This window comes from Streptomyces sp. NPDC002386 (assembly GCF_053593175.1).
Genome location: NZ_JBSFBX010000017.1, coordinates 148,388 through 174,088 on the forward strand (window position 1 = coordinate 148,388; position 25,701 = coordinate 174,088).

The 25,701-nt window shown below is 72.8% G+C and carries 21 protein-coding genes; 11 read left to right on the top strand and 10 right to left on the bottom strand.

Annotation, left to right across the window (positions count from 1 at the left end):
• Positions 1 to 2: 2 nt before the first annotated feature.
• The 5 genes from ACWCPN_RS29535 (at position 3) to ACWCPN_RS29555 (ending at position 5,104) form a co-directional block, all read left to right on the top strand.
• Entirely contained in the window at positions 3 to 1,337 is a 1,335-nt protein-coding gene (locus tag ACWCPN_RS29535) for a sulfate adenylyltransferase subunit 1 (RefSeq protein WP_451212136.1), read from the top strand.
• A gap of 211 nt (positions 1,338 to 1,548) precedes the next feature.
• Positions 1,549 to 2,658, top strand: a complete 1,110-nt coding sequence (locus ACWCPN_RS29540) for an aliphatic sulfonate ABC transporter substrate-binding protein (protein ID WP_451212139.1) — start codon at positions 1,549 to 1,551, stop codon at positions 2,656 to 2,658.
• Positions 2,659 to 2,692: 34 nt separating this feature from the next.
• Positions 2,693 to 3,478 (top strand): ABC transporter ATP-binding protein, encoded by a 786-nt coding sequence (locus ACWCPN_RS29545; RefSeq protein ID WP_451212143.1) that lies wholly within the window; start codon positions 2,693 to 2,695, stop codon positions 3,476 to 3,478.
• A complete protein-coding gene (locus ACWCPN_RS29550) occupies positions 3,465 to 4,349 on the top strand; it encodes an ABC transporter permease (protein ID WP_451212147.1) in 885 nt (294 codons plus the stop codon). The genes ACWCPN_RS29545 and ACWCPN_RS29550 overlap by 14 nt, the downstream gene beginning before the upstream one ends.
• Positions 4,350 to 4,366: 17 nt before the next feature.
• Positions 4,367 to 5,104: a sirohydrochlorin chelatase gene (locus tag ACWCPN_RS29555; RefSeq protein ID WP_451212264.1), complete on the top strand. Its 738-nt coding sequence runs from the start codon at positions 4,367 to 4,369 to the stop codon at positions 5,102 to 5,104.
• Between the two features lie 39 nt (positions 5,105 to 5,143).
• On the opposite strand, the gene ACWCPN_RS29560 is transcribed toward ACWCPN_RS29555, so the two are convergent.
• Entirely contained in the window at positions 5,144 to 5,440 is a 297-nt protein-coding gene (locus tag ACWCPN_RS29560) for a hypothetical protein (RefSeq protein WP_451212150.1), read from the bottom strand.
• A gap of 410 nt (positions 5,441 to 5,850) precedes the next feature.
• Positions 5,851 to 6,399, bottom strand: a complete 549-nt coding sequence (locus ACWCPN_RS29565) for a DUF1697 domain-containing protein (RefSeq protein ID WP_451212153.1) — start codon at positions 6,397 to 6,399, stop codon at positions 5,851 to 5,853.
• A 396-nt stretch (positions 6,400 to 6,795) separates the two neighbouring features.
• On the opposite strand from ACWCPN_RS29565, the gene ACWCPN_RS29570 reads away from it, so the two are divergent.
• Positions 6,796 to 9,048: an MMPL family transporter gene (locus ACWCPN_RS29570; RefSeq protein ID WP_451212155.1), complete on the top strand. Its 2,253-nt coding sequence runs from the start codon at positions 6,796 to 6,798 to the stop codon at positions 9,046 to 9,048.
• Between the two features lie 61 nt (positions 9,049 to 9,109).
• Here ACWCPN_RS29570 and mgt read toward each other — a convergent pair whose 3' ends face one another.
• The 4 genes from mgt to ACWCPN_RS29590 are packed head-to-tail and all read right to left on the bottom strand — an operon-like array spanning position 9,110 to position 13,407.
• Positions 9,110 to 10,306, bottom strand: coding sequence for a macrolide-inactivating glycosyltransferase (gene mgt / locus ACWCPN_RS29575; protein WP_451212158.1), 1,197 nt, complete (start codon positions 10,304 to 10,306; stop codon positions 9,110 to 9,112).
• A 55-nt stretch (positions 10,307 to 10,361) separates the two neighbouring features.
• Positions 10,362 to 11,663 carry an ABC transporter substrate-binding protein gene (locus tag ACWCPN_RS29580; RefSeq protein WP_451212161.1) on the bottom strand — a complete coding sequence of 434 codons (1,302 nt, stop codon included), beginning with the start codon at positions 11,661 to 11,663 and terminating at the stop codon, positions 10,362 to 10,364.
• A complete protein-coding gene (locus ACWCPN_RS29585; RefSeq protein ID WP_451212164.1) occupies positions 11,663 to 12,496 on the bottom strand; it encodes a carbohydrate ABC transporter permease in 834 nt (277 codons plus the stop codon). Before ACWCPN_RS29585 ends, ACWCPN_RS29580 begins: the two co-directional genes overlap by 1 nt.
• Positions 12,493 to 13,407: a carbohydrate ABC transporter permease gene (locus ACWCPN_RS29590; protein ID WP_451212167.1), complete on the bottom strand. Its 915-nt coding sequence runs from the start codon at positions 13,405 to 13,407 to the stop codon at positions 12,493 to 12,495. Before ACWCPN_RS29590 ends, ACWCPN_RS29585 begins: the two co-directional genes overlap by 4 nt.
• Before the next feature lie 158 nt (positions 13,408 to 13,565).
• On the opposite strand from ACWCPN_RS29590, the gene ACWCPN_RS29595 reads away from it, so the two are divergent.
• Positions 13,566 to 14,429, top strand: coding sequence for a phosphotransferase enzyme family protein (locus tag ACWCPN_RS29595; RefSeq protein ID WP_451212170.1), 864 nt, complete (start codon positions 13,566 to 13,568; stop codon positions 14,427 to 14,429).
• A 170-nt stretch (positions 14,430 to 14,599) separates the two neighbouring features.
• Positions 14,600 to 15,088 carry a DUF6083 domain-containing protein gene (locus tag ACWCPN_RS29600; RefSeq protein ID WP_451212173.1) on the top strand — a complete coding sequence of 163 codons (489 nt, stop codon included), beginning with the start codon at positions 14,600 to 14,602 and terminating at the stop codon, positions 15,086 to 15,088.
• 28 nt (positions 15,089 to 15,116) lie between these two features.
• Here the strand turns inward: ACWCPN_RS29600 and ACWCPN_RS29605 are convergent, their stop codons facing one another.
• The 4 genes from ACWCPN_RS29605 to ACWCPN_RS29620 all read right to left on the bottom strand — a co-directional run bounded on the left by ACWCPN_RS29605 (position 15,117) and on the right by ACWCPN_RS29620 (position 19,514).
• Positions 15,117 to 15,842 (bottom strand): 3'-5' exonuclease, encoded by a 726-nt coding sequence (locus ACWCPN_RS29605; protein WP_392293418.1) that lies wholly within the window; start codon positions 15,840 to 15,842, stop codon positions 15,117 to 15,119.
• A gap of 101 nt (positions 15,843 to 15,943) precedes the next feature.
• The gene (locus tag ACWCPN_RS29610; RefSeq protein ID WP_451212267.1) at positions 15,944 to 17,185 is read right to left on the bottom strand and encodes an SAV2148 family HEPN domain-containing protein; all 1,242 of its coding nucleotides are present in this window, start codon (positions 17,183 to 17,185) and stop codon (positions 15,944 to 15,946) included.
• 103 nt (positions 17,186 to 17,288) lie between these two features.
• Positions 17,289 to 18,632, bottom strand: coding sequence for a copper amine oxidase (locus ACWCPN_RS29615; protein WP_451212177.1), 1,344 nt, complete (start codon positions 18,630 to 18,632; stop codon positions 17,289 to 17,291).
• A gap of 57 nt (positions 18,633 to 18,689) precedes the next feature.
• Positions 18,690 to 19,514, bottom strand: coding sequence for a Tat pathway signal sequence domain protein (locus tag ACWCPN_RS29620; RefSeq protein WP_451212180.1), 825 nt, complete (start codon positions 19,512 to 19,514; stop codon positions 18,690 to 18,692).
• 196 nt (positions 19,515 to 19,710) lie between these two features.
• Between ACWCPN_RS29620 and glgX the strand changes: the two genes are divergently transcribed.
• The 3 genes from glgX to ACWCPN_RS29635 all read left to right on the top strand — a co-directional run bounded on the left by glgX (position 19,711) and on the right by ACWCPN_RS29635 (position 25,688).
• On the top strand, positions 19,711 to 21,861 hold the full coding sequence (gene glgX, locus ACWCPN_RS29625) for a glycogen debranching protein GlgX (protein WP_451212182.1): 2,151 nt from the start codon (positions 19,711 to 19,713) through the stop codon (positions 21,859 to 21,861).
• Between the two features lie 94 nt (positions 21,862 to 21,955).
• Positions 21,956 to 24,325: a malto-oligosyltrehalose synthase gene (gene treY, locus ACWCPN_RS29630; protein ID WP_451212185.1), complete on the top strand. Its 2,370-nt coding sequence runs from the start codon at positions 21,956 to 21,958 to the stop codon at positions 24,323 to 24,325.
• A gap of 112 nt (positions 24,326 to 24,437) precedes the next feature.
• Positions 24,438 to 25,688, top strand: coding sequence for a M14 family zinc carboxypeptidase (locus tag ACWCPN_RS29635; RefSeq protein WP_451212188.1), 1,251 nt, complete (start codon positions 24,438 to 24,440; stop codon positions 25,686 to 25,688).
• The last annotated feature ends 13 nt before the right edge of the window (positions 25,689 to 25,701 follow it).

A 25,701-nucleotide genomic window follows, 5' to 3' on the forward strand; every position in this document is an offset into this window, starting at 1 on the left:
GCATGAGCACCATCACGACCGAGACGCTCGCGGAGACCACGCTGCTGCGGTTCGCCACCGCCGGCTCCGTCGACGACGGCAAGTCCACGCTCGTCGGGCGGCTGCTGCACGACTCCAAGTCGGTCCTCACCGACCAGTTGGAGGCCGTGGAGCGGGCGTCCGCGAGCCGCGGCCAGGAGGGCCCGGACCTGGCGCTGCTCACCGACGGCCTGCGCGCCGAGCGGGAACAGGGCATCACCATCGACGTGGCCTACCGCTACTTCGCCACGCCCCGGCGCCGGTTCATCCTCGCCGACACCCCGGGCCATGTGCAGTACACCCGCAACATGGTGACGGGTGCCTCCACGGCCGAGCTGACGGTGATCCTCGTCGACGCCCGCAACGGCGTGGTCGAGCAGACCCGCCGGCACGCGGCGATCGCCGCGCTGCTGCGCGTGCCGCACGTGGTCCTCGCGGTCAACAAGATGGACCTGGTCGCGTACGAGGAGTCCGTCTTCGCCGCGATCGCCGAGGAGTTCACCGCGTACGCCATCGAGCTGGGCGTCCCGGAGGTCACCGCGATCCCGATCTCGGCGCTCGCCGGTGACAACGTGGTGGAGCCGTCCGCGAGCATGGACTGGTACGGCGGCCCGACCGTGCTGGAGCACCTGGAGACGGTCCCGGTCAGCCACGACCTGGCGCACTGCCACGCCCGGCTCCCCGTGCAGTTCGTGATCCGGCCGCAGACCGCCGAGCACCCGGACTACCGGGGCTACGCGGGCCAGATCGCGGCCGGCACCTTCCGGGTCGGCGATTCGGTGACCGTGCTGCCGTCCGGGCGTACCACCCGGATCTCCGGCATCGACCTGCTGGGCGAGCCGGTCGACGTGGCGTGGACGACGCAGTCGGTGACGGTGCTGCTCGAGGACGACATCGACGTCTCGCGCGGCGATCTGATCGTGCCGGCGAAGGACGCCCCGCCCGTCACGCAGGACGTGGAGGCGACCGTCTGCCACGTCGCCGACCAGCCGCTGGCCGTCGGGCACCGGGTGCTGCTCAGGCACGGCACCCGCACGGTGAAGGCGATCGTCAAGGACATCCCGTCCCGGCTCACGCTCGACGACCTCTCCCTGCACCCGCACCCCGGGCAGCTCGTCGCCAACGACATCGGCCGGGTGAAGATCCGTACCGCCGAGCCGCTGCCGGTCGACTCCTACGCGGACTCGCGCCGCACCGGCTCCTTCATCCTGATCGACCCGAACGACGGGACCACGCTCACCGCCGGCATGGTCGGCGAGTCGTTCGCCTCCCCCGAGCCGGTCAAGGACGCGCCCGAAGACGACGGCTGGGACTTCTGACCATGAACTCCCCCGATTTCTACTCGATGTTCGCGAAGGAGGGCGGCCGCGTCGGCAGCGGCGCCCTCGGCAGCGGGCAGGGCGGAGTGGGCCGATGTGTGCGGTGACGTACGCGCACCGCATGCGCGCCCAGCGACGAAGACCCTTTGCCGAACTCCCGGCCGCGGCCTGAGAGACCGTGACCGCCGGGCCGACGAGAGGAAAGCCTCCCGTGCCTGCCAGTTCCACCCTGCTTCGCCGCGGTCTGGCCGCGATAGCGGCCCTCCCCCTGCTGACGCTCGCGGCCTGCGGCTACGGGTCCGAGGCCAAGGACGACAACGCGGGCGCCCGGATCGCCGCCGGGGCGAAGAAGACCGACGGCCTCGACTCCGTGAAGATCGGCTACTTCGGGAACCTGACCCACGCGACCGCGCTGGTGGGCAAGCAGAAGGGCTTCTTCCAGAAGGCGCTCGGCGCGACCAAGGCCGACTACCAGGTGTTCAACGCCGGTCCGTCCGAGATCGAGGCGCTGAACTCGGGTTCCGTCGACATCGGCTGGATCGGTCCCTCCCCCGCCATCAACGGCTACACCAAGTCGAACGGCAAGAACCTGCGGATCATCGGCGGTTCGGCCTCCGGCGGCGTGAAGCTGGTCGTGAACCCGAAGAAGATCAAGTCCCTGAAGGACGTCGAGGGCAAGCGGATCGCCACGCCCCAGCTCGGCAACACCCAGGACGTGGCCTTCCTCAACTGGGTCGCGGAGCAGGGCTGGAAGGTCGACCCGCAGAGCGGCAAGGGCGACGTCTCCGTCGTCCGCACCGACAACAAGGTGACCCCGGACGCCTTCAGGTCCGGTTCCGTCGACGGCGCCTGGGTGCCCGAGCCCACCGCGTCCAAGCTGGTCGCCGAGGGCGGCAAGGTACTGCTCGACGAGGCGTCGCTGTGGCCCGGCAACAAGTTCGTGATCACCAACATCGTGGTGTCGCAGAAGTTCCTGAAGGAGCACCCGAAGGCGGTCGAGGCGGTGCTGAAGGCATCGGTCGACACCAACGCGTGGATCAACGCCAACCCGGACGAGGCCAGGGCCGCGGCGAACAAGCAGCTCGGCGTCGACTCCGGCAAGGAGCTGCCGGCCGACGTCCTGGACCCGGCCTGGAAGTCGATCCGGATCACCGACGACCCGCTGGCCGCGACCCTCGGCACCGAGGCGCGGCACGCGGTCAAGGCGGGCCTCCTGGAGGACCCGAAGCTGAAGGGCATCTACGACCTCGCCCCGCTGAACAAGGTTCTCGAGGCCAAGGGTGAGAGCACCGTCGACGACGCCGGTCTCGGCGTCGGCTGAGACCGGATCCGAGCGTTCCCAGGAGGTGACGACCATGGCAACCGCCCTCGCCAAGGCCGAAGAAGCAGAGACGGTCGAGTACGCGGCGCGCATCGAGCAGGTTTCGAAGTCCTTCGCCGGCCCGGCCGGACAACAACTCGTCCTCGACGACATCACCCTCGATGTCGCACCCGGCGAGTTCGTCACCCTCCTGGGTGCCTCGGGCTGCGGCAAGTCGACGCTGCTGAACCTGGTGGCGGGGCTCGACCGGCCCACCGCCGGCAGCATCGCGACCCACGGGCGGCCCGCCCTGATGTTCCAGGAGCACGCGCTGTTCCCGTGGCTGACCGCGGGCAAGAACATCGAACTAGCCCTGAAGCTCAGGGGTGTTCCGAAGAGCGAGCGGCGCGGCAGGGCCGAGCAGCTCCTCGAGCTGGTCCGGCTGCAGGGCTCGTACGGCAAGCGGGTGCACGAGCTGTCCGGCGGTATGCGGCAGCGCGTGGCCATGGCCCGGGCGCTCGCGCAGGACAGCCAGCTGCTGCTGATGGACGAGCCGTTCGCCGCGCTGGACGCGATCACCCGCGACCTGCTGCACGACGAACTGACCCGGATCTGGGCGGAGACGGGACTGTCCGTCCTGTTCGTCACGCACAACGTGCGCGAGGCGGTGCGGCTCGCCCAGCGGGTGGTGCTGCTGTCCTCCCGTCCGGGCCGGGTGGCCCGCGAGTGGCGGGTGGACATACCGCAGCCGCGGCGCATCGAGGACGCCCCGGTCGCCGAACTGTCCCTCGAGATCACCGAAGTACTGCGTGGGGAGATCCGCCGCCATGGCCAGCACTGAGACGAAGACCGCCACGGACGCGGGAAGCGTCGAGGCGGGCCTGGACGCGCTGGAGACCGCCGTCGCGGGCCGGGCCCCGTTCCGGGAGACCTTCGTCCGCAAGATCCTGCCGCCGGTCGTCGCCACCGTCGTGGTGCTGATCGTCTGGCAGGCCCTGATCTCGCTGCGGATCGTCGACGACCCGACCAAGCTGCCCTCCCCCTCCGACGTGGGCGGCGAGTTCAAGCGGGCCTGGCTGGAAGGCAAACTGCTCGGCTACATCTGGACCAGCGTCTCGCGCGGTCTGCTGGGCTTCCTGTTCGCCCTGGCCATCGGCACCCCGCTGGGCCTGCTGGTGGCCCGGGTGAGGTTCGTGCGCGCGGCCATCGGCCCGGTGCTCTCGGGTCTGCAGTCCCTTCCGTCGGTGGCCTGGGTGCCGCCCGCGGTGATCTGGTTGGGCCTGGACAACCAGATGATGTACGCGGTGATCCTGCTCGGCGCGGTGCCGTCGATCGCCAACGGCCTGGTCTCCGGCATCGACCAGGTGCCGCCGCTGTTCCTGCGCGCGGGCCGCACGATGGGCGCGACCGGGCTGAAGGGCGCCTGGCACATCGTGCTGCCGGCCGCGCTGCCGGGCTATCTGGCCGGCCTTAAGCAGGGCTGGGCCTTCTCCTGGCGCTCGCTGATGGCCGCGGAGATCATCGCCTCCTCCCCCGACCTCGGCATCGGCCTGGGCGCGTTGCTGGAGAACGGCCGCAACGCCAGCTCCATGTCGATGGTGTTCGAGGCGATCTTCCTGATCCTGTTCGTCGGCATCGCCATCGACCTGCTCATCTTCTCCCCGCTCGAGCGGTGGGTGCTGCGCAGCCGCGGCCTTCTGGTGAAGAGCTGATTCCCGTGTACGGCAACATGGCCCGGCCCGTCCTCCTGGTGATCGCCCACGGCAGCCGCGACCCGCGGCACGCCGCGACCGTGCACGCCCTGGTGGAACGGGTGCGGGCGCTGCGGCCGGGGCTGCGCGTGGAGACCGGCTTCCTGGACTTCAACATCCCGTCCGTGCACGGGGTGCTGGAGTCGCTGGCCGCGGAGGGGGTGCGGGACGTGGTGGCGCTGCCGCTGCTGCTGACCCGCGCCTTCCACGCGAAGGCCGACATCCCGGCGGTCCTGCGGGACGCGCCGCGCGGCCTGCGCATCCGCCGGGCCGAGGTGCTCGGTCCGTCGCCGCTGCTGCTGTCGGCGCTGGAACGGCGCCTGTACGAGGCGGGGCTGACACCCGCCGACAAGTCCTCGACCGGGGTCGTGCTGGCCTCGGCGGGGTCCTCCGACCCGGAGGCGATCGCGGTGATCGCCGACATCGCGCGGGAGTGGTGGCACACCGGTTGGTGCGCCGTGCGGCCTGCGTTCGCCTCCGCATCCCTTCCCCGCACCGAGGACGCGGTGCGCGAACTGCGCGCCCTCGGCTGCGAACGGGTCGCCGTGGCGCCCTACGTCCTCGCCCCCGGCTTCCTGCCGGACCGCATCGCGCGGGGCGCGGCGGAAGCCGATGTCCTGGCGGACGTCCTGGGCCCGGCGCCCGAGGTGGCGCGGCTCCTGCTGGCCCGCTACGACGCGGCGGGCCTGCGGGTCCGGACGGCTCTGGGCGCCTGAACCGGATCCCGGGCCCCGGGGCGGCGGGGCCCGGCCCGGTCACAGGTCCAGCAGGTGCACCAGCTGCTGGGTGAAGGCGAGGCTGCTGGTACCGGCCGGGGCGCCGATGCTGATGGCCTCCAGGCTGGACCGGATGCGGCCCCGGTTGGGCGGGCCGCCGTCCGCCGCGGCCTCGTCGAGCGCGGCCATGATGACCTCCCCGTGCACGACGAGGCCGGGCAGCTCGGCGTGCAGCGCCTCGAGGAGTCCCTCGGTGAGCCGGAAGACGGTCTCCGGGTCCGGCCCGGCGTTGCTGCCGGCGCGGCCGTTGATGTTCCCGTGGTAGTACGTGCTCATCGTCCTGTCCTGACTCCTGGTCTGGGAGGGGCCGTACCGGGCTGGGTTCCGGGACCGCCGACGTTACCGACGCGGCGGCTCCGGTCATGTCCAGGAGTCTGGTGGTGCTCCGCCCACGCGTGCGGAAAGGGCCGAAAATAGTCACCCGTACGAGTGATGCGCACCCGTTGACCAGGCCGGACACTCCCGACGGAACGGACAGCGGGCCGCTGCCCGGAGCGGGGCGCGCCCGTGGCGGGTCCTCGTGGGACGGGCGCTCGGCGACCGCGCCACGACCGCCGGCCGCGGTCCGGCGTTCCCCTGTGACGTCGGACCGCGGCCGGTACCCCGTTCTGCGTTCGGCCCCGCGGATGCGTCACGCGCCCGGGAGGCGTCTCGCGCTCCAGGGGCGTTAATCGGCCACGGGTCCCTCACTCCCCCGGGGCGGTCAGCTCGACGAGTTTCAGCACCGTGTTCCAGTTGCGGGTGGTGGCGATCAGGCCCTTGGCGGGGCGGCGGGACAACGCCTCGGCGAGTTTCGAGCGGCCGAGTCCGTCCGGTGCGTACAGGTAGAGGCAGCGGTCGCCCAGGCGGAACTCCTCGGGGAGGTGCCCGGCGGAGTCGATCCCCTCGAAGCGGTCCGGGGTGACCGGTGCGGAGAAGAAGGTGACATGGAGCTGCCTGGCGGTCAGTTCGGCGGCGGGGAAGGGGCACGCCGCGGCCACCGTCCGCAGGTAGGCGTGGTCCCGCACGAGCACGTCGACCCGGAACCCGAACCGCGCCTCGATCGCCCGGGTCAACTCGGCCGCCAGGGAATCCTCGTCGCCCTGCCCGGCGCTGAACACGGCCTGGCCGCTCTGCAGATGGGTCCGTACGCCGTCGTGGCCGAGGCCCGTCAGGAGCGCGCGCAGCTCGGCCATCGGGAGTTTCCTGCTGCCGCCGACGTTGATTCCGCGCAGCAGCGCCGCATAGGTCGTCACCCGGACAGGTTAGAGCGGCCGCCGTGCCCCGTGGGGGCGGGCACGGCGGCCGTACCCGGAACGACCCGGGTTGCGCGAAACTCTGGCCGATCAAGGGCCTCCGGTTCAACCTCTACACGCACCTGTGACTTGTTCAACAAGGTTTCGTAATCACAAAGTGGATCTTCGACGGCGGATCGGACACGGCCAGCCTGCGGCCCCCTCACCCCGAGACACCTCCCCGGGAAGCCCCGAAAGATGTAAGGGCCCGCCGTCCTCCCCAGCGGTGACCCGGGCCGGCGCCACTTCACCGGGCAGTACGACGAGACCTTCTGGCCGGGCCCATACCGTCGGAACGGAACGAGCGAGGACGTGGCGGCAGGGGGTCGTCACCGCATACGAGGGGGAGAGCCCGTCATGGGGAACACGGACGTGCGCGTGCGGGGACTGGCCGCCCGCGCCGGCGGCTGGAGCGCCCGGCACCGCTGGGCCGCCGTCGGCATATGGGTGCTGTTCGTCGTCCTGGCCATGGGGCTCGGCTCGGCTGCCGGGCGGGTCGACGTGGACGAGAGCGATCAGCTCAAGGGTGAGACACACACGGCGGCGAAGATCATCGAGGACGCGGGCATCGAGCAGCCGGCCGGGGAGACCGTGCTGATCCAGTCCCGGGACGGCGCCCTCAGGGCGACGAGCGGCGAGTTCCGGTCCGCCGTGGACGATGTGATCGAGGCCGTCGGCGGCACCGGGAAGGTCACCCACGTGACCTCCCCGTACGACACGCGCACCATCTCCCGGGACGGCCGTACCGCGCTGGTGCAGTTCGACATGCGCGGCGACGCGGAGACCGCCGCCGACCGGGTCGAGCCGGTGCTCGACGCCGTCGCCGGGGTGCAACAGGGGCACGACGGCCTGCGGATCGAGGAGATCGGCGGCGCCAGCATGAACAAGCAGTACAAGGACGCCTTCGGGGACGACTTCCAGAAGGCCGAGTACTCGGCCGTGCCGGTGGCCCTCGGGATCCTGCTGATCGCCTTCGGCGCCCTGGTGGCCGCACTGCTGCCGGTGGCCCTGGCGGTCACCGCGATCATGGCGACGATGGGTCTGATGGGCATCGTCAGCCACGTGCAGCCGATGAGCGACACCGCCAACTCCGTGATGCTGCTGGTCGGTATGGCCGTAGGCGTCGACTACTGCCTGTTCTACCTGCGCCGGGAGCGCGAGGAGCGGGACGCCGGCCGGGACGCGGGCGCCGCCCTGCGGATCGCCGCCGCCACCAGCGGCCGCGCGATCATCGTCTCCGGGGTCACCGTGTGCGTGGCGATGGCGGGCATGCTCTTCACCGGGCTCGCCGAGTTCGAGGCGATGGGCCTGGCCTCGCTGATGGTGGTCGCCGTCGCCATGGTCGGCTCGGTCACCGTGCTGCCCGCGCTGCTCTCCCTGCTGGGCGAGCGGGTCGAGAAGGGCCGCATCCCGTTCCTGGGCCGCCGCCGGCGGCGCGGCGGCGGCAGCGAGAGCCGCTTCTGGACCGCCGTGCTGCGCGGCGTGCTGGCCAGGCCGCTGGTCTCCGTGGTGGTGGCGGCCGGAGCGCTGCTCGCCGTCGCCGCGCCCGCGCTCGGCATGAAGACCCAGCAGCTCACGCTGGACCAGGAGTTCGGTGACTCGCTGCCGATCGTGCAGACCTACGACCGGCTCAACGAGGCCTTCCCGGGTGGCTCCGAGCCCGCCCAGGTGGTCGTCGGCGCCAAGGACATCGCAGCGCCGGAGGTGCAGCGGGCGCTGGCCGACTTCAAGCAGCGGGCCGTCTCCTCGGGCGCCTCGCGCGGCCCCGTCGACATCAAGGTGTACCGGGCGCAGAACGTCGCCCTGGTCTCCGTGCCGCTGGTCGGCGGCTCCGACATGGACCGCGCGGTCGAGAGCCTCGGCAAGCTGCGCGACGAGGTGCGGCCCGCCACCCTCGGGAAGGTGGAGGGCGTCCGGGCGCCGATAACCGGACAGGTCGCGGGCAACCACGACTTCAACGACCAGCTCCTCGGCTCCGTCGTCCCGGTGTTCGCGTTCGTGGTCGTCTTCGCCTTCCTGCTGATGCTGCTGTCGTTCCGCTCGCTGACCGTGGCGATCACCTCGATCGTGCTCAACCTGCTGTCGGTGGGCGCCGCCTACGGCATCCTCGTCGCCGTCTTCCAGCACGGCTGGGGCGCCTCGCTGGTGGGCGCGGAGGGCGTCGGCGCGATCGTCACCTGGCTGCCGCTGTTCCTCTTCGTGATCCTGTTCGGCCTGTCGATGGACTACCACGTCTTCGTGGTCTCCCGGATCCGCGAGGCCCGGCTGCGCGGCCGCGGCACCAGGGACGCCATCCAGCACGGCGTGGTCACCACGGCCGGTGTCGTCACCAGCGCCGCCGTCATCATGGTCGCCGTGTTCGCGATCTTCGGCACGCTGTCCATGCAGTCCATGAAGCAGATGGGCGTGGGCCTGGCCGCCGCCGTCCTGATCGACGCCACGGTCATCCGCGGGGTGCTGCTGCCGGCCGTGATGGCGCTGCTCGGCGAGCGCAACTGGTACCTGCCGAAGTGGCTGCACCGGCTGCCGGACCTCACCCACGACGAGGCGCCCGAGCAGGCCGCCGCTCCGGTCCCCGCACGCGGCGAGGGCGAGCGGATCACCGTCTGACACCGCCCGCGGAACGCGGGGGCCCGCCGGTCCCGGGGAACCGGCGGGCCCCCGTCCGTGCTCAGCGCGCGGGCAGCTCCGCCTCGATCAGGTCGGCCGCGCGCCGGGTGCCGCCCTCCCGGGCCATCTCCGCCTGGATCTCCTTCAGCCGCCGGGCGACCTCCGGGTCGCCGGTGAGGGCGAGGGCGCTCTCGCGGAGGCGGTCGGCGGTGGCCTCCTCGGTGGGCAGGTGCCGGGCGACGCCGAGGGACTGGAGCACGTCGGCGTTGCCGAACTGGTCCACCGCCTGCGGTACGGCGATCATCGGCGTGGCGGTGGCCAGTCCCTCCTGGCTGCCGCCGGCCCCGGCGTGCGTGACGAACAGGTCCGCCTGCCGCAGGATCGCCAGCTGCGGTACCCAGGAGCGCACTTCCACGTTCGCGGGCACGTCGCCCAGCTCGGCCGGGGTCACCTGGCTGCCGATCTGCAGGACCAGGTGCCAGCCGGGCAGGCCGCCGAAGGCGCGGACGCACTCGCGGTAGAAGGCGGGCCGCCTGGTGAACGCCGAGCCGAGGGAGACGAGGACCACCTTCTCCGCGCCGGCGGGCCGCTGCCAGTCACCCTGGTCGGCCCGGTCGCCCTGGCAGGCGCCGACGAAGCTGTGCACCCGCTCGTCGACGCGGTCGGCGTGCGGCTGGAGCACCTTCGGGATGAGGACGAGCGAGCGGTCGGGGCGCCCCACGAACGGGTCCGGGTGCCGGGTGATCCCGTTCTCCGCGAGCCAGTCCCGGAACCGGGTGTAGTAGGCCCTGCCGCGCTCGGTCCGCCGTGGCTCCGCCCACATGGGCTCGGCCACCTCCTCCTCGTAGCCGTCCCAGGCGACGAGGTTCGGGGAGAGGGAGACCGCCGGGACGCCCCAGCGGTGGGCGAGCACGCGGGCCGGGTAGGAGGTGATGTCGTGCAGCACCAGGTCCGGTTCGTCGCCCTCGTAGGCCGCGACGAGCTGCGGGAGCGCCTGGACGGCGTCGTTCAGGAACGGCTCCACGTGGTCCAGCAGGGTGCTCCCCCAGGCCTCGGGGTCGGCGTCCGGGCCGGGCAGCGTCGAGTCGTAGAGCACGGGCCGGGCGCCGGTCGCCGCCACCTTCGCGGCGAAGGCCGGCGGGATGGCGTACGTGACCCGGTGGCCGCGGGCGACGAGTTCGCGGATCACCTCGAGGCTGGGGTTCACGTGGCCGTGGAGGGCGGCGGAGAACATGGCGATGTGGGCGGGGGCGGTCATGGCGACGAGGCTAACGAGACGAGACGTCTCGTTCAAACGTATTACGGGCGCCGGCTCAGCGCTGGTAGCGGGCCAGGACCAGGTTGCCGTCCCGTTCCAGGCGTTCCCGCAGGCCGGACAGGCCGATCGAGCCGCTGTAGTACTCCTGGAAGGCGGGGGTGGCGACCTTGTCCTTCCACTCCGGGTAGCCGCGCACGGACTGGGCGGGGGCCGGACGGAGGTGCGCCGCGAGCGCCGTCCCGGTGGCCCATCCGTTCTTCGAGGTGTGCAGGGCGGGGTCCTTCAGGGCCTCGGTGCCGGTGGGCAGCATCCAGTCGCCGAGGGCGAGACGGACCATGTTCGCGGGCCGCAGCAGGAAGCCGATGAACTCGGCGGCCTCCTTCTTGTGCGGGCAGTCGGCGGCGACGGACAGCGTCTGCGGGCTGACGCCCTGGGTGAGTCCGCCGGCGCCGGCGGGGGCGGGCAGCACCTGCCAGTCGAAGCCCTTCGGCGCCTGCTGCGCGATCTGCTGGCGGTAGGAGAAGCCCAGCGGGACCATCGCGTAGCGACCGCCGAAGAAGCCGGGCAGGGTGTCCGAGCCCCCGCTGCCCAGCGTCGAGGCCGGGGCGCTGTGGTCGACGGCGACCTGGTCGTGGACCGTGCGCGGCACGACCGCGTCCCCGGCGCCGAACCCGACGCTCACCCGGCCGTCGGCGCCTCGGTGGAAGAGCCGGCCGCCCGCCGAGAGCGAGAGGTTGAGCGTGGCGGAGACGGGCTCCTTCAGCGGCCAGGCCACGCCGTACCTGCCGGGGCCGCTGAGCCGCTTGGCGATCCGGCGGAACTCGGGCCAGCTCCAGGGGTGTTCAGGGGTCGGTATGCGCACCCGCGCCGAGCGCAGCCGGGCCCGGTCGGCGATCAGCACCCGGGGCTCCTGGAGGAACGGCACCCCGTACACGCCGCCGCCGAAGGTGGCCGCCTGCCAACTGCGCCGCGGGATGGCGGACTCGAGCGCGGCGGACAGCAGGCCGGTGAGGTCGGCGAGGTAGCCGCCGTAGGCGAAGTCGGCGAGGTCGTCGGAGGCGTCGTGGATGACGTCCGGCGCCTCACCGCCCTCGAAGGAGGTGAGGAGCTGGTCGTGCACGCTGTCCCAGCTGCCCTGGACGTACTCGACCTTGACGTCCGGATGGGTGGCGTTCCACTCCTTCACCAGTTCCTTGTTGACGGCCACGGACTCCTGCTGCCAGGCCAGGGACTGGAAGCGCAGGGTGACCGGGCCGCCCCGGTCACGGCCCGCCGCGGAGCAGCCCGCGAGGAGCAGCAGCAGGGCGAGGACGGCCGCGGCCGTCCTTCCCCGGCCGGCTCGGTGAGGGTGCCGCATCAGTTCTTCACCGCCCCTTCGAGCAGGCCGCCCGTGATCCGGCGCTGGATGAGGGCGAAGACGAACAGGGAGGGCAGGGTGGCGAGGAAGGCGGCGGCGGCCAGCGGGCCGAGGTCGGCGACGCCCTCCGCGCCGATGAAGTGGGTGAGGACGACCGGAAGGGTCTGCCTGCCGGGGCTCTTCAGCAGGACCAGCGCGAAGAAGAACTCGTTCCACGCCGTGACGAACGCGAAGAGCGCCGTCGCCGCGATCCCCGGCGCCAGCAGCGGGGCGGTCACCGACACCAGGGTCCGCAGCCGGCCCGCGCCGTCGACGGCCGCCGCCTCCTCCAGCTCGGCGGGCACCGCCCGGACGTGTCCGACGAGCATCCACAGCGCGAACGGCAGTGCCCACACCACGTACACCAGGCCCAGCCCCACCAGGGAGTCGATCATCCGCAGGTGCTTCAGCAGCAGGAACAGCGGGATGATCACCAGTACGAACGGGAACGCCTGGCTGACCACCACCCATCCGGTGGCCGCCCGGGACAGCGCCGAGCGGTGCCGCGCCATGACGTACGCCATCGGGGTCGCGATCAGTACGGCGACGGCGGCGGCGCCGAGCGCCACGAGCAGGGAGTTCAGGGCGGCGTGCAGCAGCGGCTGCTCGTCGAAGGCCTGCCGGAAGTTGGCCAGGGTGGGGTGACGCGGGATCCAGGTGGGGTGCGGACTGCCCAGCTCGCGGGGCGGCTTGAAGGCGGTGGACAGCAGCCACAGCAGCGGGAAGGCCAGGAAGACGAGATAGCCGAGCAGGGCGGCGTACTGGCCGGCGCGGGCCGCGGGTCGGGTCCTCATGCGTCCCCGCCTCCCCGCAGCCTGCCCGCGAGGAACACCGCGAGCAGCACGGAGACGACGGCCACCAGGACGCATCCCATCGCGGCCGCGTAGCCGAACTGGCCGTAGCGGAAGGCCTCCTCGTAGGCGAACAGCATGGGCAGCCGGGTCTTTCCGCCGGGTCCGCCGCTGGTGAGCACGTACACCAGGGCGAAGGAGTTGAGGTTCCAGATGAGGTTGAGCGCGGTGATGGCGAGGGCCACCGGTCTCAGGGCCGGCCAGGTGACCGCGCGGAACCTGCGCCAGGCGCCGGCGCCGTCCACCGCGGCGGCCTCGTGCAGTTCGCGCGGGGTGTTCTGGAGGCCGGCGAGCAGGGCGACCGTGGTCTGCGGCATGCCCGCCCAGACGCCCACGACGATGACGGCGGGCAGCGCGGTGGCCAGGCCGCTCAGCCAGTCCCGGCCGTCGCCGAGACCGAGGTCGCGCAGGGTCTCGTTGAGGACTCCGGCGTCGGGGCTGTAGACCAGCCGCCACATGATGCCGACGACGACCTCCGGCATGGCCCACGGGACGATCGCGAGGGCGCGGGCGAAGCGGCGCAGCCGCAGGTCCTGGTCGAGCAGGAGGGCGAGGCCGAGCGCCAGCAGGAACTGCGGCACGGTGACCCCGACCGCCCACACCAGCCCGATCCGGAACGACTCCCAGAACAGCGTGTCGTGCAGCAGGTCCCGGAAGTTGAGGGCACCGATCCAGCTGGTGGCCGTCGTCCGGCCGGACTGGGCGTCGGTGAAGGCCAGCATGACGCCGTAGAGCAGCGGGCCCACGCTCAGCAGGAGGATCGGGATCAGGGCGGGCAGGACCAGGAACCAGGCGCCGTGGTCGCGCGTGGCGGCACGAGCGAACGGCCGCCGCGCCCCGGCCACTGCTGTCATGGCATCAGCCCCTTCGCCCGACCTCGTTGGCGTGTTCATGTTCGTAAAGGCGCGGAACCCCGTCAAGGGACCGCGCACACGGCCCTACCTGTGCGAATGGGAGACTGGCCGCGGGCCACGACGGCCGGGACGGTACGGAGAGGGCACGGAGGCGGACGATGGACGAGGCACGGGCGCGGGACGTACTGGCCGCGGCGAAGGTCCTGCCGGGCCCGGCCGGCGACGCGCGGCTCATCGCCTTCGGTGAGAACGCGGTGTTCGCGGCCGGTGAGCTGGTGGTCAAGGTGGGCCGTGACGCCGAACTGCTGGACCGGGCCCGGCGCGAGCTGGACATCGCCGGGTGGCTGGCCGGGGCGGGTGTGCCCGCGGTGCGGGCCGCCGAGCCCGGGCCGCTGCTGGTGGAGGGGCACCCCGTCACCGTGTGGCACCGGCTGCCCGATGCCGTGCGGCCGGCCGAGCCCCGCGATCTGGCCGGGCTGCTGCGGGCCGTGCACGCGCTGCCCGCGCCTGCCTTCACGCTGCCGCCCCGGGACCTGCTGGGCGGTGTGGAGCGCTGGCTGCGGCTCGCGGGCGGGTCCATCGCCCCGGAGGACGCCGCGTATCTGCGCGAGCGCAGGGACGGGTTCGCGGCCGCCGCCGCGGCACTGACGCCCCGTCTGGTCCCGGGCCCGATCCACGGGGACGCGCTGACCCGCAATGTGCACGTGGGACCGGACGGGCCGGTGCTGGTGGACCTGGAGACCTTCTCCGCGGACCTGCGCGAGCACGACCTGGTGGTGATGGCCCTGTCCCGGGACCGCTACGGGCTGCCCGCGGAGGCGTACGACTCCTTCGTCTCGGCCTACGGCTGGGACGTACGGGAGTGGGAGGGCTGCTCGGTGCTGCGGGGCGCCCGCGAGACGGCGAGCTGCGCGTGGGTGGCCCAGCACGCGGCCGCCAACCCCAAGGCGCTGACCGAGTTCCGGCGCCGGGTCGGGTCGCTGCGCGACGGGGACGAGGCCGTGCGCTGGTACCCGTTCTGAGGGGCCGCGCCGCCTTGTGACAGCCGTCGCGCCCCGTCCGTCCGCGGAGGTCTCGCGGCCCGCCCGCCGCGGACGGCCCCGGCAGCGCCGGCGTGCCCCGTCCGTCTGCTCCCGATGCGCCCGGTTCGCGCCCTGTCCCGCCCGGCCGGGCCGCCCGCACGCTCGATGGCATGGGGGACACCGACAGCGTCATTCCGTTACCCGCACCCGGTCCCGACGGATCCCGGCAGCCGCCGGCCGGCACCCCCGGCCCGTGGGAGACCGCGGACCGGGCCCAGGCCGTCCGCGACGGCGCCACCGGCCCCGAACCGCCCGCTCCGCCGCACTGCCCCCACTGCGGGCTCGCCGGTGACCGGCGGGCCACCTACACCGGGCAGCACGTCCTGCTCGAACCGCGGCTCACCGTTCCCGCGCATCTCGTGCCCGGCGGGCACCGCTGGCACATCGACGGCAACGGCACCGCCTGGAACGGCGGGCTGGACGAGCCCACGCCCGGCACCACCTGCCGGATACCGCACCAACTCGCGTGCCCCGGGCTCACGCTGGACGAGGTCCAGCCGTGGTGGTGGCTGACGTCGGTACGGGCCTACAACGCGCTGCTGGCCCGGCGGAGGGCCGACGAGGACGGCCTCCTCGGGGAACTGCCGGACACCGGCTGACCCGTGGAGGGCGGGGCGGCGGACCAGGCTAGGCCGGCAGGCTGTCCGGGAGGTGGCGGACGGGCCACGTGCCGTCGATGACCGCCGTCTCGTCGCCCTTGCGGCGGAGGAAGGACTGGAAGTCGGCCGCCCACGCGGCGTACCACTCGATCTGGCGGGTGTGGAGCTCCGCCGGGCCGAGGGCGGCGATCTTGGGGTGGCGGGTGGCTATCGCGGAGGCGAGGCGGGCCGCGGCCAGGGCGTCGGCGCAGGCGTCGTGGGCCGCGTCGAGGACTATGCCGTACTCCGCGCAGACCGCCTCCAGGTTCCGCTTGCCGCGGCGGTACCGGTCGGCCCAGCGGTCGATGGTGTAGGGGTCGATCACCGGAGCGGGAGGCGCGCCGTCCAGCCGGTCGGTGAGGGACGGCAGGCCGTGGCGGCGCAGTTCGGCGGAGAGCAGGGTGAGGTCGAAGGCCGCGTTGTACGCGACCACCGGGACACCCGCCCGCCAGTACGACACCAGCACGTCCGCGATGGCGTCGGCCACCCGGTCGGCCGGGCTGCCCTCGGCCGTCGCCCGTTCGTTGCTGATGCCGTGCACCGCGACGGCGTCGGCCGGGATCTCCACGCCCGGATCCGCCAGCCATTCCCGGCGCCCCAAGGGCTCACCGGCCCTGACCTCGATGACCGCGCCGGTGACGATGCGCGCCTCGTGCGGGTCCGTGCCCGTGGTTTCCAGGTCGAAGCCGATCAGCAGCTCCCGGTGCCAGCCCATGGGCGGCCCCCCTTCTTGTGGTGCTTTCCCCCAGTGGCTCCCACCATCGCACGCGGCACTGACAATCCGAGGAGCGCGTTCCGCTTGCCCGCCCGGACAGTTCAGGACACGGGGCGCGAATCGGCCCAGGACAGCTCGAATTCCTCGCGATAGGTCGGGAAGATACCGGCATCACCCATGTCGTCCGACTTGAGCACCTTGCCGCCGCCCCGCAGCACCAGCACCGGCGACTCCATCCCGCGGGCCCCGCGCAGATAGGACTGCACCACGCCGATGCCGTCCGCGCCGTCGCCGTCCACGAGGTAGGCGGTGAAGCGGGGCGTCTCGTCGTAGACCTGGATCTCGAAGGCCCCCGGGTCGCGCAGCCGGGACCGCACCCGGCGCATGTGCAGGATGTTCATCTCGACGGCCCGGCTCAGTTCGCCCCGCTTCATCCCCAGCTCGCGCTCCCGGCGCTTGACCGCGCTGGAGGCCGGGTTGAGGAAGAGGAGCCGGACCCGGCAGCCGGACTCGGCGAGCCGGACCAGCCGGCGGCCGGAGAAGTTCTGCACCAGCAGGTTGAGCCCTATGCCGATGGCGTCGAGGCGGCGGGCGCCCCCGAACAGGTCCTCGGCCGGGAACTGGCGCATGAGCCGCACCCGGTCGGAGTGGACGGCGACGACGTCCGCGTACCGGTCGCCGACCAGGTCCTCCACCGCGTCGACCGGCAGCCGGCGCGCGGAGGGCACGTCGCCGCCCGTGCCGAGCATCTCCAGCAGCCGGGCCGAGGCCCGCTCCGCCTGGTTCAGCACCGCCTCGGACAGGGCCCGGTTGCGGGAGACGACGTTGCGGGTCACCTCCAGCTCGTCCAGGGCGAGTTCGACGTCCCGGCGCTCGTCGAAGTACGGCTCGAAGCACGGCCAGTGCTGCACCATCAGCTCGCGCAGCTGCGGCAGCGTGAGGAAACTGAGCACGTTGTCGTCGGCCGGGTCGAGCAGGTAGCCCTTGCGACGGCTGACCTCGCGGACGGCGACCGCCCGCTGCACCCATTCCTGCCCGGCGGGCCCGGCCGCGGCCACCACCCAGTCGTCGCCGTGGACGGGCTCGTAGATGGGCCGCAGCACGGCGGCGACGACCGCGCGCAGCCGCTGCTCGACCAGGTTCAGCCAGATGTAGGCCCGGCCCGCCCGCTGGGCGCGGACGCGCACCTCGAGCCAGGCGTCGGTGCCCCAGTCGAGCTCCGGCCCGATGGAGCCGGTGGCGTCCATCGGGCGGGCCAGGGACACCGCTCCGGGCGGGACGTCTGTGGAGTTCCCCTCGTGACCCTCGTCACCAGGGGGCAGCTCCAGCCCTCCCGAGCCCACCCGCGCACCGCCTTCCGCCACCCCGGGCCTTCCCCACGTCAACGATCAAGGAAGGGTACTCCGGGAGCGGTCGGCGGTGCAGCCGGATGGACAGGTCGGTTTCTCAACTACGCGGTCGCCAGTGGCCGTTCTGCCACGAGAGCTCGTCCGGAGTGAGCGGATTCATAGCCGTGACGTCGCGCGGCGCGATGGCGAAACCCTGCCAGTGGATCGGCATGGGCTGCTGGTCCTCGTCCCGGGCGATGTGGTGGAAGCCCACGTTCATCCAGACGACCGGGTGAGTGAGGGTCTGTCCGTTGACCCACTTGTCCACGGACTTCGGGTAACCACTGGCGCAGCCCGGGTTGTTGCTCGCGAACCGCTCGCACTTGTTGTACTGGGTGAAGTACACGTCGTGCTTGGTGAAGCTGCGGCCCGGGTACTTCGTGGTCGGGCCGGGGACGATCTCGTACGAACGCGCGTGCCCGTCCTTGTTCTTGCCGGTCGCGCTGACCATCCGCCACCAGCGGTAGGTCTTGGAGTCGCCCGCGAGTTCCTTGGTGACCTTGGTGCGGGTGGTCTTGGCGGTGGGCGCCTGCCGGCCGGGGGCGGGCGCGGTGACGGCCGAGTCGTACTGCTCGACCTTGGTCTTCGAGGAGCCGTCGAGGCCGAAGTCCAGCCGCCAGAAGACGTTGTGGCTGTGGCTGGTGGCGTAGGCCTTGGCGCCCTTGCCGATGGGCCAGCCGCGACCGTCACCGGCGTCGTAGTCCTCGTAGGAGAGGCTGCCGGTGGCGCCGACGTTCATGTTGACGGTGCCGTCGTCCTGGAAGCGCCACTCGGTCATGTACTCGTACCAGCCGACCTGGTTGACCGTGTAGACGAGCAGGTCCTTGCCCTGCGCCTGGAAGACCTTGTTGGCGGCGTCGCCCTGCATCCGGTAGGCGTGGCCGCGCGAACGCGTGGTGGTGCACAGGCCCTTGACGTCCGGATGGTCCGGGTCCCAGGAGTCGGGGACGCGGACGGTCCTGATGGTGCCGCCGGGGCACTCGCCGGGCGCCAGGTTCACCAGGCCCTGGGCGAAGCCGAAGCCGGTCAGATCGTCGTACTCGACGCTGCCGTCGTCGTAGGGGACGTCTATCTGGGCCAGGCGGGCGCTGTTGAGGACCTTGATCGGCTCGGGCTCGCCCTTGGGCTGGTAGGAGACGTTCTCCAGGACCAGGCCGGCCTTGCTGTCGTAGCGCCAGCACATCCGCCAGGTGGTGCCGCTGGAGAGCTTCTGCTCGATCTTGTAGGCGGCGCTGCAGTCCGCGGCGGCGGCCGGTGCGGCCTGCGGCCGGGCGGCGGCCGGTCCGGCGCCGGCCGTCACGCCGGCGGCCAGCGCGGCCACGGTGAGGCCGACGGCCGCGCGCGTACGGGTACGGCCGGATCTCCGCGGCCCGGGGCCGCTGGTCGAACTCTGTTCACGCATGAGGAAATGACTCCCTTGCAGGAGGTGCGAGTCGGAAGGGTGGACGGGCCGCCTGGCTCAGTGGCGTTCGAGCCGGCCGACCTTGCGGGCGCTGAGGTCGACGACCAGCCACCTGGCGTCGATCCAGGGGCCGTTCTTGACCTTCGGGAACAGCCGTACGCAGCGGTGCTCGCCGCACTTGTCGAGCACGGCCGGCTGCCCGCCCGGGGTGGCGCGGTAGACGGCTCCGTTCAGCCGGAGCTGGTCCGGCGAGGTCAGCTCGTGGCCGGTGGCGTCCCGGTAGTCCGCCTTGAGGCCCGCGCCCAGCGGGTCGGCCATCAGCAGCCTGGCCGCCTCGGCGTTCTCGTCCCGGCTCAGCGGAGGCTGGACGCCGTGGCTGGTGACGCTGCCGACGACCTTGCCGGTCCCCAGGTCCACCGTCCTGGTGATCAGCGCGTCGCGCCTGTAGTCGTAGAAGCTCACGTCGGCCCGGCGCGGCGCTCCCGGGTCGTCGAGTTCGTCCGTCTCCGGATCGGCCAGGTCGACGCTCAGCCGCTGCGGGCCCCGGTGCCCGTCGACGTTCTCACCGGCGCCGAGCGACTGCCCGCTCAGGGCGATGCTCTCGACCCGCCGGATCTCGTCGTCGGTCAGCGGGTCGCGGCCCGTGCCCTTCTCGCCCTCGGCCGGCGCCTGCCGCACGACGCCCGGCGGGACGTCGCCCGGCCCCTGGCCCGCCTGCTGGGCGGCCGGCGTACCGCCGCCGCCGCCCCCCTTGTTCCCTCCCGATTCGTCGGCCCCCGCCGTCCCGGGCAGGGTGACCGCCACCATCACCGCGGTCCCGGCCACCGCCAGGGCCGCGCCGGCCACCACTTTGCCCAGATGCCGGTGCACTGTCTCGCGCACATCTGCCCCCTACTCCCCCTGATTCCCCGGGAGTACGTGTATCCCCACTGATTCGGCACACGGCGGGTACACGAGTCGCCGTATGCACTGGTCGGCCCGTAAGAGGGCAGTAAGTCCCGGGAGGTTCCCTCACTTTCGGGGAGACTCGCAGCCAACGCGCCCCCAGCGGGCCCGCACACCTGGAAGAGTCGTGGTCATGCAGGTCTGGCCTGGAGAGGCGTATCCGCTCGGCGCCACGTACGACGGCGCCGGAACCAACTTCGCGGTCTTCACGGAGGCCGCGCACCGAGTAGAGCTGTGTCTGCTGCACGACGACGGCTCGGAGACGGCGGTGGAACTGCGCGAGAGCGACGCGTTCGTCCGGCACGCGTACCTGCCGGGGGTGATGCCGGGACAGCGGTACGGGTTCCGGATGCACGGCCCGTACGACCCCGCGCGCGGGCTGCGCTGCAACTCGGCGAAGCTGCTGCTCGACCCGTACGCGAAGGCGGTCAGCGGGGCCGTGTCGTGGGGCGAGGAGGTGTACGGCTACCACTTCGGCGCCCCGGACCGGCGCAACGACCTGGACTCGGCGCCGCACACCATGACCTCGGTGGTGATCAACCCGTACTTCGACTGGGGCGACGACCGGCCGCCACGCACCGACTACCACCGCACGGTGATCTACGAGGCCCATGTGAAGGGCCTGACGATGACCCACCCCGGGCTGCCGGAGGAGCTGCGCGGCACCTACGCGGCGCTCGCCCATCCGGCGATCATCGAACACCTGACGAAACTCGGGGTGACGGCGCTCGAACTGATGCCCGTGCACCAGTTCGTGAACGACCACCGGCTGGTCGACATGGGCCTGAACAACTACTGGGGCTACAACACCATCGGCTTCTTCGCCCCGCACAACGCGTACGCCTCCTGGGGCGACCGCGGCCAGCAGGTGCTGGAGTTCAAGTCGGCGGTGCGGGCGCTGCACGAGGCCGGGATCGAGGTGATCCTGGACGTCGTCTACAACCACACGGCCGAGGGCAACCACCTGGGTCCGACGCTGTCCTTCAAGGGCATCGACAACCCGTCGTACTACCGCCTCACGGACGATCCGCGCTACTACATGGACACCACGGGCACCGGGAACTCGCTGCTCATGCGCTCCCCGCACGTGCTCCAGCTCATCATGGACTCGCTGCGCTACTGGGTCACCGAGATGCACGTGGACGGCTTCCGCTTCGACCTGGCCGCCACCCTGGCCCGGCAGTTCCACGAGGTGGACCGGCTGTCGTCGTTCTTCGACCTGGTGCAGCAGGATCCGGTGGTCTCCCAGGTGAAGCTGATCGCCGAGCCGTGGGACGTGGGCGAGGGCGGCTACCAGGTGGGGAACTTCCCGCCGCTGTGGACCGAGTGGAACGGCAAGTACCGCGACACGGTCCGGGACCTGTGGCGGGGCGAGCCGCGGGCGCTCGCGGAGTTCGCCTCCCGGCTGACCGGCTCCTCCGACCTCTACCAGGACGACGGCCGCCGCCCGCTCGCCTCGATCAACTTCGTGACCTGCCACGACGGCTTCACCCTGCACGACCTCGTCGGCTACAACGACAAGCACAACGAGGCCAACGGGGAGGAGAACCGGGACGGCGAGAGCCACAACCGGTCCTGGAACTGCGGGGCGGAGGGCGAGACCGAGGACCCGGAGGTGCTGGAGCTGCGGGCCCGTCAGATGCGGAACTTCTTCGCCACGCTGATGCTGTCCCAGGGCGTGCCGATGATCAGCCACGGGGACGAGTTCGCCCGTACCCAGCGCGGCAACAACAACGCCTACTGCCAGGACAACGAGGTGTCCTGGCTCCGGTGGCCGCCGTCCGCGGAGGGAGCGCCCGCGGACGCGGACGGCGCCTCCTCCGGGGAGACCCTGCTGGAGTTCGTCCGCGCGATGGTGTGGCTGCGCCGGGACCACCCCGTGTTCCGGCGGCGGCGCTTCTTCCACGGGCGGCCGGTGGAGGGCACCGCCCAGGACGAGCTGTCCGACATCGCCTGGTTCACCCCCGAGGGGAGCGAGATGACCCAGCGGGACTGGGACTCGGCGCCCGCGTCCGCGCTGACGGTGTTCCTGAACGGCAACGCCATCTCCGAGCCCGGTCCGCGCGGGGAGCGGATCGCCGACGACTCCTTCCTGCTGATGTTCAACGCCTCCCCCGGGGCGCTGGACTTCCGGGTGCCGGTCGACCACGGCCGGCAGTGGCAGGTGGTCGTCGACACGGCCCGCCCGGACGGAGTGCCGCCGGGCACGGGCCCGAAGGTGGCGGCCGGCGACCGCCTCACCCTGCCGGACCGCAGCCTGACCGTGCTGCAGCGGCCCGCCTAGACCGGTCCGCGAGGGGGCGTGCGCACTCCGGCGTACGCCCCCCGCGTGCGTCGGGGATGACACGAAATCCGGCGCGCTGGGTACGTAGGGTTCCATGACTGCTGCGCGACCCGGACCCGAGGCGCCCACCGCCACCTACCGGCTGCAACTGCAGCCCTCGTTCCCGTTCGCCGCCGCCGCGGCGGCGGTCCCGTACCTGGCGTCGCTGGGCGTCTCGCATCTGCACCTGTCCCCCGTCCTGGAGTCCGTCCCGGGATCCACGCACGGCTACGACGTCGTGGACCACACGCGCGTGCGCGAGGAACTGGGCGGCGAGGACGGGCTGCGCGCGCTGGCGCGGACCGCGCGCGAGCACGGCCTGGGCCTGGTGGTGGACATCGTGCCGAACCACATGGCCATGGCGCCCCGGCACAACCGGGCCCTGTGGGAGGTGCTGCGCGAGGGGCCCGAGTCGCCGTACGCGCGCTGGTTCGACATCGACTGGGCGGCGCAGGGCGGCCGGGTGCTGCTGCCGGTGCTCGGCGGGCCGGCCGGCTCCGTGCTGGACGAGCTGGTGGTCGACGGGGACGTGCTGCGCTACCACGACCACGCCTTCCCGGTCCGCGAGGGCACCGCCGGCCTCCCGCTGCCCCGGCTGCTGGACGCGCAGTGGTACCGCCCGGTGTGGTGGCGGCTGGCCCGTACCGAGCTGAACTACCGGCGCTTCTTCAGCATCTCCGAGCTGATCGGGGTGCGTGTGGAGGACCCGGAGGTGTTCGACGCCACCCACGGCAAGATCCTCCAGCTGCTCCACGAGGGCGTGGTCGACGGGCTGCGGATCGACCACCCCGACGGGCTCGCGGACCCCGACGGCTATCTGCGGCGCCTGCACGAGGCCACCGGCGGGCGCTGGACCGTGGTGGAGAAGATCCTCGCCGACGGCGAGTCCCTGCCCGCCTCCTGGCCGGTGGCGGGCACCACGGGCTACGACGCCCTGCGCCACGTCGACGGGCTGTTCACGGACCGCACCGGGGCCTACGAGCTGCTCGGCCGCTACCGGGCGTTCGCGGCCCCGCAGACGGACCGGGGCGGCAACTGGGACGCCACCGTCCGGCGGGCCGCCTACAAGGTGCTCACGCACGAACTGGCCACCGAGACCGACCGGCTCACCCGGGTGGCGGCCCGGCTGTGCGCCGGCTCACCGGACCTGTCGCTGCGCGACCGGGCGCCGTGGGCGCTGCGCACGGCCGTGGAGGAGCTGCTGGTGCGGATGCGGGTCTACCGGCCCTACGCCTCCCAGGACGCCTCGGCCGTCATCACCGAGCAGGCCGCCGAGGAGGCCCGGCTGGCCTTCGTGGTGCCCGAGGAGGCGGACGCGGTGGGCGTCGTGCGGCGGCTGCTCGTCGGGGACCCGGGCGATCCCTCGGCCCCGGACGCCGCCGACCGGCTGGAGTTCCGCACCCGGTTCGCGCAGACCGCGTCGGCGCTGCGCGCCAAGGCCGTGGAGGACACCGCGTTCTACCGCTACGTGCCGCTGCTCCCGGCGGCCGAGGTGGGCGGCGATCCGGGCTCGCCCGGGGTGTCCCCGGAGGACTTCCACGCGTACTGCGCGCGCGTGCAGCGCGACTGGCCGGCCACCGGCACGGTCGTCACCACCCATGACACCAAGCGCAGCGCGGACGTGCGGGCCGCGCTGGCCGTGCTCACCGAGTGCCCGGACAGCTGGGCGAAGGTGCTCGCCGAGGTCTCCCGGGGCGAGGCGGGCGCCCCCGACGGGCAGCTCGCCTGGGCGGCCTGGCAGACGGTGTTCGGGCTCGGCCCCGCGGACGAGGAGCGGATCCGGGAGGCGCTGCTCAAGCACGTCCGCGAGGCGGGGATGTACACGAGCTGGACCGAGCAGGAGCCGTCGTACGAGGAGGCGGTGGCCGCGTTCCTCACGGCGGGACCGTGCGGGCCGCCCGGCGAGCGGGTGGCCGCCCTGCGCAAGGCGCTGGAGCCGCACATCCGGGCGAACGTCCTGGGCACCGCGCTGGTCCAGCTCACGATGCCGGGGGTGCCGGACCTGTACCAGGGCACGGAGAGCGAGTACCGGGCGCTGGTCGACCCGGACAACCGGCGGCCGGTTCCGTTCCCGCCCCCGGTTCCCGGCGAGAAGGACGCGCTGACGGCGGCGGCCCTGCGGCTGCGCGCCCGCCGCCCCGGCGCGTTCGGCACGAGCGCGACGTACGCCCCGCTGGCGGCGGACGGGCCGGCCGCGGAGCACTGCCTGGCGTTCACTCGTTCGGGTGAGGTGGTCACGGCGGTGACCCGGCTGTCGCTGCGGCTGGCGGACTCGGGCGGCTGGCGGGAGACCCGCCTGGAGCTGCCGCCCGGGCGGTGGGCCGACGTGCTCGGCCCGGGACGGGAGTTCACCGGACACGCGCGTGCGGCGGACCTCTTCGGCGCGTTCCCCGTGGCCCTGCTGGAGCGGACCGGCGAGGACTGAGGCGGGTCGGTGAATGCGCCCGGGCGCCCCCGCGAGGCTCCCCCCGCTGTCCTTGACAGTTCACCCACGCCGTGCGGCACTGGGAGGGCGAAGCCGGTTGGACAAGTCGGGGGTGAGTCTCCTGCCGGAGCTGCGCTATCCCAGCGTTCCCCAATTGGTCGCCTCCGCCCGGGCGCTGGCCGCCACGGAGCCCCGGCTGTGCGCGCTCAGGCAGGTGGGCGCCTCGCGGGCCGGCCGGCCGCTGCACCTGCTGTCGGTGGGGCACGCCCGCCGGGCGGTGCTGGTGGTGGCGGGTGCCCACGCCAACGAGCCGACGGGCGGCTGCACTCTGCGGGAGCTGGCCGAACGGGTGCTGTCCGCACGCGAGTTGAGGACGGACATCTCCTGGCACTTCCTGCTGTGCGCGGATCCGGACGGCGCGAGCCTGCACGTGACCCCGGCGCCGCGCAGCCTGCTCGACTACCACCGGGGGTTCTACCGGCCCACGGGCGCGGAGCAGCCCGAGTGGTCGCCCGCCGTGCTGCCGCCCGACCGGCTGCCGCCCGAGACACGGGCCCTGACCGGGGTGATCGACGAGGTGCGCCCGTACCTCCAGGTGACGCTGCACGGCACCGATCTGGGCGGCAGCTGGGTGCAGTTGACGAAGGACGTGCCGGGCCTCGCCGAGCCGTTCGCCAAGTCGGCGGCCGAGCTGCACATACCGGTGGAGACGGGCGCCTCGGACGCGGCGGGCTGGCCTGCCTCGGGGCCCGGGGTGCATGTGATGCCCGGCCCCGAGAGCGGCGTCGCCTACCCGAGCCTGCCGGACGACGCCCGGCGCAGCACCTGGTACCACGCGCACCGCTACGGCGGTCTGACGGCGGTGGTGGAGGTCCCGATGTGGGCCAGCGACCTGGTCGGCGACCCGGCTCCGCACCCGGCGCCGGCGGCCGCGATACGGCGGCTGGCGGCGCGGCTGCTGCGGGACGCGCTGGAGGTCGAGCGGGTGTTCGACGACGCGCTGCCCCGGCTGGGGGACACGGACGGGCCGCTGCTGCGGGCCGCCCGCTGGGTCCTCGATCTGATGCCGGGGCTGGCCCGGGACTGGGTCCAGACCCCGCCGGCCGCGACGACGATGGCCTACGTCGGCAGTGTGGACGCCTTCGGGCGGCGGCTGCCGCTGCGGGCCGCGGCGATGCTGCTTCGGGTGCTGCGGGAGACGGACGACCGGGCGGCCCCCGGTCTGGAGCGGCTCGTCGCCTTCTGGTGCGAGGCCTACGCGGCGCGCTTCCGGGCCCGCTGGGTGCCTCTGGAGGACCAGGTGGAGCACCAGGCCCGGACGGTGCTGGTGGCGGCCCAGCAGGCCCGGGAGCCGGCTGAGTGAGGCGTCGCCGGGG

Excerpts from the sequence above, each read along its gene's own strand:
- ACWCPN_RS29535 (WP_451212136.1), top strand. The coding sequence starts at position 3 with ATGAGCACCATCACGACCGAGACGCTCGCGGAGACCACGCTGCTGCGG.
- ACWCPN_RS29545 (WP_451212143.1), top strand. The coding sequence starts at position 2,693 with ATGGCAACCGCCCTCGCCAAGGCCGAAGAAGCAGAGACGGTCGAGTAC.
- ACWCPN_RS29550 (WP_451212147.1), top strand. The coding sequence starts at position 3,465 with ATGGCCAGCACTGAGACGAAGACCGCCACGGACGCGGGAAGCGTCGAG.
- ACWCPN_RS29555 (WP_451212264.1), top strand. The coding sequence starts at position 4,367 with ATGGCCCGGCCCGTCCTCCTGGTGATCGCCCACGGCAGCCGCGACCCG.
- ACWCPN_RS29560 (WP_451212150.1), bottom strand. The coding sequence starts at position 5,440 with ATGAGCACGTACTACCACGGGAACATCAACGGCCGCGCCGGCAGCAAC.
- ACWCPN_RS29570 (WP_451212155.1), top strand. The coding sequence starts at position 6,796 with ATGGGGAACACGGACGTGCGCGTGCGGGGACTGGCCGCCCGCGCCGGC.
- mgt (WP_451212158.1), bottom strand. The coding sequence starts at position 10,306 with ATGACCGCCCCCGCCCACATCGCCATGTTCTCCGCCGCCCTCCACGGC.
- ACWCPN_RS29580 (WP_451212161.1), bottom strand. The coding sequence starts at position 11,663 with ATGCGGCACCCTCACCGAGCCGGCCGGGGAAGGACGGCCGCGGCCGTC.
- ACWCPN_RS29585 (WP_451212164.1), bottom strand. The coding sequence starts at position 12,496 with ATGAGGACCCGACCCGCGGCCCGCGCCGGCCAGTACGCCGCCCTGCTC.
- ACWCPN_RS29590 (WP_451212167.1), bottom strand. The coding sequence starts at position 13,407 with ATGACAGCAGTGGCCGGGGCGCGGCGGCCGTTCGCTCGTGCCGCCACG.
- ACWCPN_RS29595 (WP_451212170.1), top strand. The coding sequence starts at position 13,566 with ATGGACGAGGCACGGGCGCGGGACGTACTGGCCGCGGCGAAGGTCCTG.
- ACWCPN_RS29600 (WP_451212173.1), top strand. The coding sequence starts at position 14,600 with ATGGGGGACACCGACAGCGTCATTCCGTTACCCGCACCCGGTCCCGAC.
- ACWCPN_RS29605 (WP_392293418.1), bottom strand. The coding sequence starts at position 15,842 with ATGGGCTGGCACCGGGAGCTGCTGATCGGCTTCGACCTGGAAACCACG.
- ACWCPN_RS29615 (WP_451212177.1), bottom strand. The coding sequence starts at position 18,632 with ATGCGTGAACAGAGTTCGACCAGCGGCCCCGGGCCGCGGAGATCCGGC.
- glgX (WP_451212182.1), top strand. The coding sequence starts at position 19,711 with ATGCAGGTCTGGCCTGGAGAGGCGTATCCGCTCGGCGCCACGTACGAC.
- treY (WP_451212185.1), top strand. The coding sequence starts at position 21,956 with ATGACTGCTGCGCGACCCGGACCCGAGGCGCCCACCGCCACCTACCGG.